The 8060-nt window shown below is 68.1% G+C and carries 5 protein-coding genes and 3 pseudogenes; 6 read left to right on the top strand and 2 right to left on the bottom strand.

Features of this window, described 5'->3' with window-relative positions:
* Positions 1-210: 210 nt before the first annotated feature.
* Both ACH4VX_RS35420 and ACH4VX_RS35415 read right to left on the bottom strand, forming a co-directional pair.
* Positions 211-1404: a serine hydrolase domain-containing protein gene (locus ACH4VX_RS35420; RefSeq protein WP_398373425.1), complete on the bottom strand. Its 1194-nt coding sequence runs from the start codon at positions 1402-1404 to the stop codon at positions 211-213.
* Positions 1405-1444: 40 nt separating this feature from the next.
* Positions 1445-2587 (bottom strand): serine hydrolase domain-containing protein, encoded by a 1143-nt coding sequence (locus ACH4VX_RS35415; RefSeq protein ID WP_398373427.1) that lies wholly within the window; start codon positions 2585-2587, stop codon positions 1445-1447.
* 476 nt (positions 2588-3063) lie between these two features.
* Between ACH4VX_RS35415 and ACH4VX_RS35410 the strand changes: the two genes are divergently transcribed.
* From ACH4VX_RS35410 to ACH4VX_RS35385, 6 genes and pseudogenes are all read left to right on the top strand, one after another.
* Positions 3064-3594: a winged helix-turn-helix domain-containing protein gene (locus ACH4VX_RS35410; protein ID WP_398373423.1), complete on the top strand. Its 531-nt coding sequence runs from the start codon at positions 3064-3066 to the stop codon at positions 3592-3594.
* Between the two features lie 154 nt (positions 3595-3748).
* Positions 3749-4537: an ABC transporter ATP-binding protein gene (locus ACH4VX_RS35405; protein WP_398373421.1), complete on the top strand. Its 789-nt coding sequence runs from the start codon at positions 3749-3751 to the stop codon at positions 4535-4537.
* Positions 4538-4653: 116 nt separating this feature from the next.
* Positions 4654-6222, top strand: a pseudogene (locus ACH4VX_RS35400) (MFS transporter).
* A gap of 201 nt (positions 6223-6423) precedes the next feature.
* A complete protein-coding gene (locus ACH4VX_RS35395; protein ID WP_398373419.1) occupies positions 6424-6867 on the top strand; it encodes a DUF485 domain-containing protein in 444 nt (147 codons plus the stop codon).
* A pseudogene (locus ACH4VX_RS35390) lies at positions 6864-7256 on the top strand (cation acetate symporter); the annotation flags it as partial. The gene ACH4VX_RS35395 and the pseudogene ACH4VX_RS35390, both read left to right, overlap by 4 nt.
* Positions 7250-7711 (top strand): annotated as a pseudogene (locus tag ACH4VX_RS35385) (ABC transporter permease); the annotation flags it as partial. The pseudogenes ACH4VX_RS35390 and ACH4VX_RS35385, both read left to right, overlap by 7 nt.
* Positions 7712-8060 lie beyond the last annotated feature (349 nt).

The raw sequence follows: 8060 nt of genomic DNA, 5'->3' as shown, positions 1-8060 counted from the left end.
GCCCGTCGAATACGAGACCACCCACTACCTCGCAACCACGAAACCCCAGGTCACACCCAACAACTGAGATCTCTACCGAACCCGGAACGGTTCACTGCACGCTGAGGGTGTCGGATGGAGCGCCGTAGCGGTTGGCCATCATCACCGATGCGCCATGCCTTTCGTGGTGGTGTTGTATGGGCAGTGAGGTTTGCACTGCGACGGGTCGTATCAGCGCGTGCACAATGCGGTATCGAGGGCAGATTCGATGTGCTCCGCGGCAGCGAGGGTGGTGGGGAGCGCGGTGACCGCGATGGTGGCTGCTCGGCCGTCCTTGGTGACGGCGTTGCGGGTCGTGTAGCCGACGGCGTTACCACCGTGGGTCCAGGCGTAGCCGCCGCAGCTGAGTTTGAAGGTGGCAAGGCCGAGGCCGTAGTGACCGTCGCCGACGGTGTCGAGGTCGGGCGCGTTGACGGTGGTCTTCATTTCCTTCAGCTGCGCCGGCTTGAGGAGCTTGCCGTCGAGGAGGGCGGTGAGGAAGTGATTGAGGTCGCTCGGAGTACCGATGAGCTGACCAGCTGCCCAGCTGGCGGAGGGGTCCTGGGTGGTCACGTCGGCATAGGGCGCGTTAGGTTCGGTGGCGAAGTAGCCGTGAGCATGGAGGCCCTTGATGGTTTGATCGCCGACACCGGGCCAGTAGGTGTGACGCAGGTTGAGAGGTTTGATGATGCGGTTAGTGATCTCCTCGCCGATGGGCCGGCCCGTGACCTTCTGCACGAGGAGACCAGCCAGGATGTAGTTGGTGTTGCTGTAGCTCCAGCTGACGCCCGGCGCATCCAGCGCCTTCTTCTTCAAGGCGATTTCGAGGACCTCACGGGGTTCGAAGTAGCGGTGCTGCTGCTTGGCGACGTAGTCGGTGACGATCTCCTCGTCGTAGTCGGGCAGTCCGCTGGTGTGCTGGAGCAACTGCCGCACGGTGATGTTCCGGCCGTCGATGCCGTCGCCGCGGACGAGGCCGGGCAGGTAGTTCTCGATGGGGGCGTCGAGGCTGATCTTGCCCTCGCCGACGAGTTGCAGGACAACGGTCGCGGTGAACATCTTGGTGTTGCTGGCAATGCGCACCTGCCCGTCGACAGGAACCTTCGACTTGGTTTCCAGATTGCCGACTCCGGCGGTGTAGTTGCGGACGCGGCCGCCAGGGTCTTTCAGGGAGGCCAGTGCGCCAGGGAAGTCGTCCTTCTTGACCAGGTCCTTCAGGGTGGTGCGGACGGCGCCGTCGGGACGGCCCTTGGAGGCATTCTGGCTGTGAGTGAGGGCAGTGTCGGTCGTGGCGATGTTGTTGGTGAGCGCATTGGCGGCGGGCACGGACAGGGCGAGAGTAGCGACGACCCCGCCCAGGGCGGTCAGCGTGCGACGGTTCAACATGCTTGTTCTCCTTACGGACAGTGAATGCAGGGGGGATGGCTCAGCGGGTGCACAGGGCGGTGTCGAGCGCGGCGTTAACAGCTTCGGCAGCCTTGAGGGTGGAGGGCATGGCGGTGACGGCGACGACGGCGGACTTGCCCTCGTCTGTCAGGCCGTTGCGATTCTCGTAACCGTCGAAGTCGCCGCCGTGGCCCCAGGCGACACCGCCGCAGCTCAGCGGCATCTCCATGATGCCCAGCCCGTAGCGCCAACCGTTGGGCAATCCCTTGGTCTCGACGGTGGTCCGCATCTGCTGGAGCTGGGCACGCTGGAGCAGTTGGCCCTTCACCAGTGCGGTAAGAAATCGGTTGACATCACTGGGACGGGCGACAAGCTGCCCTGCAGCCCCAGCCCAGGACATGTCCACCTCTGTAGCGTCCATCAGCGGCCCGCCGGGTGTGTCGAAAGCGTACCCGTGCGGGTGACGTTCCCGGATGCTCATCTCGCCCTCATCGGTCCAGTAGGTGTGATGCAGGCCCAGACGTTTGATGATCCGCTGGGTGATCTCCTCACCGATGGGGCGGCCGGTGACCTTCTGCACGATCAGACCGGCCAGGGTGTAGTTGGTGTTGCTGTACCGCCAGTCTTCCCCCGGATTAAAGGACGCCTTCTGACGGAATGCGATGTCAAGCAGGTCGTAGTCGTCGACGAAGGTGTGGTGCCACTCGGAGAACTTCGGCATGTAGTCCGTGTAGTCGGGAAGTCCGCTGGTGTGCTGGAGGAGCTGCCGCACGGTGATGTTCCGGCCGTCGATCCCCTCACCGCGCACCAGCTTCGGTAGATAAGTTTCCACCGGCGTGTCCAGGCCGATCTTGCCCTCTCCTACCAGCTGCAGAACGACGGTGGCTGTGTACAACTTGGCGGTACTCCCGATCCGCACCTGGCCGTCGGTCGGGACCCTGGACTCGGGCCTGTTCAGCTCCCCCGCCCCTGCGGTGTAGTTCCGGGTATGCCCCTTCGCATCGCGCACCGAGGCGAGCGCGGCGGGAAAACCGTTGTCGCGCACAAGTTCGTCCAGGCTCCTCTGGACCGTCGCACTGGACCTGCCTGCGAGCTCATCAGCATGCACTGAGGGCAGCCCAACGGCCACGGCTCCACCGATAGCTGCTATCGCGGAAACCGCGATAGCCGAGCGCCAACGCAAACGAGATCTGGAAGCATGGTGTGGGGACACTGAATAGACCTTCCGGTGGATGGTTCCTGCTGACACCCACCAGGCTGCCCTGGTCCCCGTCTCACCTCTATCCCGGACACTGCCGACTTGGGGTAGCACAGGCACTACCACCCCCGGTGCGGCCGCTCGGAGGATCCGTTCGCTCCGGGAAGGCACCGGAGCGTCCACACGCACGTCGCAGCTGGGCCGCCCGAGCCAGAACTGCGAGTATCCGTTGCGGGCGGGTCCAACTCGGGCTGGGCTTGCGGGCTGCTTGCAACGGGAAGGTCTGTGGCCCGCCCCCAAGGCTGCTACTGATCTTTTCGTAAGTTCGGTGGGTGTGGTGGCCGTGTGGGTGGGAGGGCGTCGGGGTGGCATATCAACCTTCCTCTTCGGTTGCCGGTTCTTCCCTTCCTCCGTTGTCGCGGCCTCAGTTGGCGGAGGCGCGTCGTGTCCGGGCAGTCGAGTTGTTCGAGGGCGGCGTTTCGAATGCGGAGATCGCGAGGGCGGTGGGGGTGTGTGCCGAGAGTGTGCGGCGTTGGCGGCGGGTGTGGGAGCAAGACGGTGCTTCGGGCCTGCGGAGACGGGCAGCCACCGGACGCCCACCCAAGCTGGACGACACCCAGGTCGAGATGGTCCGGGCCGCGTTGGAGCAAGGTGCCCAGGCTCATGGTTTCGAGGCCGACCTGTGGACCCTGAAACGAGTCGATGTGGTCGTCACCCGGGCAACAGGGGTGGTGTTGTCGAGGGCGTCGGTGTGGCGGCTGCTGACCGGCCGGCTCGGATGGAGCCTGCAACGGCCCGAGCGGCGGACGGTCGAGCGGGACGAGTCGGAGATCGCCCGATGGATCGCGCACGAGTGGCCGCGCATCAAAAAGGGCCGCGAACACACGTGCCTGGATCGTCTTCCTCGACGAATCAGGCGCTCCCTGCTCCCTCAGATCCGCCGCACCTATTCGCCCCGAGGCGGCGGACTCCGCTCCTGCGGCACCGGTTGAACTGGAAGCGCGCGTCGATGGCCGGGGTCTTGGGCTACCACTCCACCGACCCCGCTCGCGGGGCCCGACTGTCAAGACGTCGCCACCGTGCACAAGCAACCACATCCCATCGTCTCATCACCGCCTTCCCGATGATCTATTTAGGAGACATGGCATGACATCACCTGTAACTTTTCCCAGGCACGGGGGCATTGGAGGGCGTACGGCCGTCGCGGCGCGAGCGCGGCAGGTCGTGAAGGCGTACGGGTCCGGAGAGGCCCGCGTGGTCGCCCTGGACCATGTCGACGTAGACATCGCACGGGGTCGATTCACCGCGATCATGGGCCCCTCGGGGTCCGGTAAGTCCACGCTGATGCACTGCCTCGCCGGCCTCGATACCGTCACCTCCGGGCAGATCTTCCTGGACGAGACGGAGATCACCGGCCTCAAGGACAAGAAGCTCACCCAGCTGCGCCGGGACCGGATCGGCTTCATCTTCCAGGCGTTCAACCTGCTGCCGACGCTGAACGCGATAGAGAACATCACGCTGCCGATGGACATCGCGGGCCGCAAGCCCGACAAGGGATGGCTCGACCAGGTCGTCGAGACGGTCGGCCTCGCCGACCGCCTCAGACACCGGCCCACCCAGCTCTCCGGCGGCCAGCAGCAGCGCGTCGCGGTGGCCCGCGCCCTCGCCGCCCGGCCCGAGATCATCTTCGGGGACGAGCCGACCGGAAACCTCGACTCCCGTGCGGGCGCCGAGGTCCTGGGCTTTCTGCGCCGCTCCGTCGACGAGCTCGGCCAGACCATCGTGATGGTCACCCACGACCCGGTGGCCGCCTCGTACGCGGACCGCGTGCTGTACCTGGCCGACGGCCGCATCGTCGACGAGATGCACCGGCCCACCGCCGAAGCCGTGCTGGACCGCATGAAGGACTTCGACGCCCGGGGACGGACGTCATGACCGTCGTCAAGACCTCGATGCGCAACTTCCTCGCGCACAAGGGACGCATGGCCCTGTCGGCCGTCGCCGTCCTGCGGGCCCTTCCGGCTTCCACCCTCCCGCCGCGGGGCGGCCGGATGAGAGGGTGTCGGGGGCCGATAGATGCAGGGGGAAGGAATCCGGTGGGCCAGGGGGAGACGGACACATCGCAGGCGCGAGCCGGCGCAGTGGCGGACGGACGGGCGGAGGCCCGCCGGCGGCGGGCCGTGGTCGCCGCTCTCATGCTCGCCATGGCGCTCGCGGCGCTCGACTCCACGATCGTGTCGACCGCCGTGCCGCAGATCGTCGGCGACCTCGGCGGCTTCTCCGTCTTCTCGTGGCTGTTCTCGGGCTACCTGCTGGCGGTCACCGTCACCCTGCCGGTGTACGGCAAGCTCTCCGACACCTTCGGCCGCAAGCCGGTGCTGGTCGCGGGCGCCGTCCTGTTCCTCGCCGGCTCCCTGCTCTGCGCCGCCGCGTGGAACATGGCCGCGCTCATCGCGTTCCGCGTCGTGCAGGGGCTCGGCGGCGGCGCGCTCCAGGGCACCGTCCAGACGCTCGCCGCCGACCTGTACCCGCTGAAGGAGCGCCCGAAGATCCAGGCCAGGCTGTCCACGGTGTGGGCGACGTCGGCGGTCGCGGGCCCCGCGCTGGGCGGGCTCCTCGCGGCGTACGCGGACTGACGCTGGATCTTCCTGATCAATCTGCCGATCGGCGCGCTCGCCCTGTGGCTGATCGTCCGTCACCTCCACGAGCCCGAGCGCGTCGCCCGCCGGGAGCGGCCGCGGATCGACTGGGCGGGCGCGCTCGCCGTCTTCGCCTGCGGCGGCGTCCTGCTGACGGCGCTGGTGCAGGGCGGGGTCGCGTGGGCGTGGCTGTCGGCGCCGTCCCTCGCCCTGTTCGGCACGGGACTGGCCCTCGTCGCGGTCGTCGTCCTGGTGGAGCGGCGGGCGGCCGAGCCGATCATCCCGGGCTGGGTGTGGCGGCGCCGGACCATCGCCGCGGTCAACCTGGCGCTCGGCGCGCTCGGGCTGCTCATGGTCGCGCCGACCGTGTTCCTGCCGACGTACGCGCAGGCGGTGCTCGGTCTGGCGCCGGTGGCCGCCGGATTCGTGCTGTCGGTGTGGTCGTTGAGCTGGCCGGTGTCGGCGGCGCTCAGCCAGCACGTGTACCGGCGGATCGGCTTCCGCGACACCGCGATGCTCGGGATCGGCGTCGCCGCGCTCCTGCTGCTCGCGTTCCCCTTCCTCCCCTACCCGGGCGAACCGTGGCAGCCGGCCCTGCTGATGCTGCTCCTCGGCGGCGCGCTCGGCCTCTTCCAGCTCCCGCTGATCATCGGGGTCCAGTCCACCGTCGGCTGGGAGGAGCGCGGCACGGCCACCGCCTCCGTGCTGTTCTGCCGCCAGAGCGGGCAGACGGTCGGCGCGGCCCTGTTCGGCGCGGTCGCCAACGGGGTGCTCGCGGCCCGCCTCGGCGGGGCGGGTGACCTCGACCCGGTGACCCGCGCGCTGGACTCCGGCCGTGCTGACGGCCACCTGAGCAGGGCGGTCGCCGCCGCCGTGCACGCCGTCTACCTGGGCGCGGCCGGTGCTGCGGTCCTCGCCTTCGTGGTCCTGCTCGTGCTGGCGCCGCGCCGGTTCTCCGTATTGGAGAACCAGGGGAGCTGACCCCGGGACGGCCCTTGGGCGGACGCCTGGACGGTGGGGTTAACGCGGGTAACACCGCAGGTCATCGAAGTAAGCGCGTACCGACCGCTCAGTTTGCGGAAAGTGCCGCGCGCGCCGGATACCTGCGAGTAGCGTGCCTCGCTCACCCCCCCCCCGCTCCCTGCGGTCCGCAAGGGCCCGAGCCGCGCAAGGAGAAACGGGATGCCAGACGCGTTCTCGTCCCCCGAGTACCAACCGAACCAGCAGTTCCCGTACAACTCCTCACCTTCGTACGCCACTTACCCCTGGGAGCCGCCGCCCGCCCCGCCCGCGCGGGCACGCCGGCCGCGCCACCACGCGCTGGGGCAGCACAGCGACATCCGCCTGCTGCGCAGCGCCTACCGCTGGCAGCGCCGCGTGGCCACCCTCACGGCGCTCGGCTACTTCGTGCTGTTCCTCCTGCTCTCCGCGTTCGTCCCCTCCCTCATGACACGGAGCGTCTCCGGCGGCCTGTCCGTCGGCCTGCTGCTGGGAGGGCTCCAAGTCCCGGTCACCTGCCTGGCGATCGGGGTGTACGAGTACACGGCCCGCCGGCGCGTCGACCCGATCGCCGACCGGATCCGCAGACAGTCCGCGCTGGACGTCAGACGGGAGGAGTCGCGGTGACCGGGTTCAGCAGTTCCGCGCAGGCCATGTCCCTGGTGGCCTTCACGGCCGTCGCCACCATCACGCTGCTGCTGTGCGTGATGACGGGCCCCGACCGCGACGACATCGACGAGTTCTACACCGGGTACGGGTCGCTCTCCCCCATGCGCAACGGCCTCGCCATCGCCGGGGACTACATCTCCGCGGCGACCGTCCTCGGCACCGGCGGCGTCATCGCGCTCGCCGGGTACGACGGCGTCGTCCTCGCCCTGAGCACCGCCCTGTCCCTGATGCTGCTGATGTTCCTGCTGGCCGAACCGCTGCGCAACGCGGGCCGGTTCACCATGGGCGACGCCTTCGCGCGGCGCATGCCCGGACGCGCGGTCCGCATCACCGCGTGCGCCGCGACCAGACCGACTACAAACAGAAGATGAAGGACCAGGTCAGCCAGCTCCTCAACATGGTCTACGGCCTGCTCGCCCTGGCGATCATCGTGGCGGTCCTCGGCGTGGTGAACACCCTGGCCCTGTCGGTGGTCGAGCGGACCAGGGAGATCGGCCTGATGCGCGCCATCGGCCTCTCCCGCCGCCAGCTGCGCCGCATGATCCGCCTGGAGTCCGTCGTCATCGCCCTCTTCGGCGCCCTCCTCGGCCTCGGCCTCGGCCTCGACCTCGGCCTCGGCATGGGCTGGGGCGCCACCGCCCATAAGCTCCTCGCCCTGCAAGGAATGAAGGTCCTCGACATCCCCTGGTTGACGATTATTGGAGTCTTCATCGGCTCGGCTTTCGTGGGCCTGTTCGCCGCGCTGGTACCCGCGTTCAGGGCGGCCAGGATGAACGTACTGAACGCCATCGCAACGGAGTAACTGCGGTCAGTTTGGCGGATGCGGGCAGCCCGGTGCTGGCGAGTCTTCGGACTCGGCCAGCACCGGGCCGCTTGTCGTTGGCTCGTATGGTGCGGGCCACCTTGCGGGGTGCAGTGCAGCTTCAGGCCGTGACGATGCGGGGCAAGTTCCCACCAGCCACCAAGACAGCTGTGAGCTAAGCGACTGTTGTTGAGCCATGCGGTGCCGGACGTGAGCCCCCATGCCGATTTTTTGCGTGCGGACTGGGCGGCGCCCCAGGGTCTTTGAGAAGTGGTTTTGTGTCCGGGTTCGTCATGCCAGCCCGAGGGCTGTGAGGGGCCGTAGGTGGTCGCGGGCGGTGTGACGGAGG

The organism is Streptomyces sp. NPDC020731 (genome assembly GCF_044334705.1).
In the GTDB taxonomy this organism is placed as follows: Bacteria; Actinomycetota; Actinomycetes; order Streptomycetales; family Streptomycetaceae; genus Streptomyces.
This window is presented reverse-complemented; position numbering and strand designations above follow the sequence as displayed.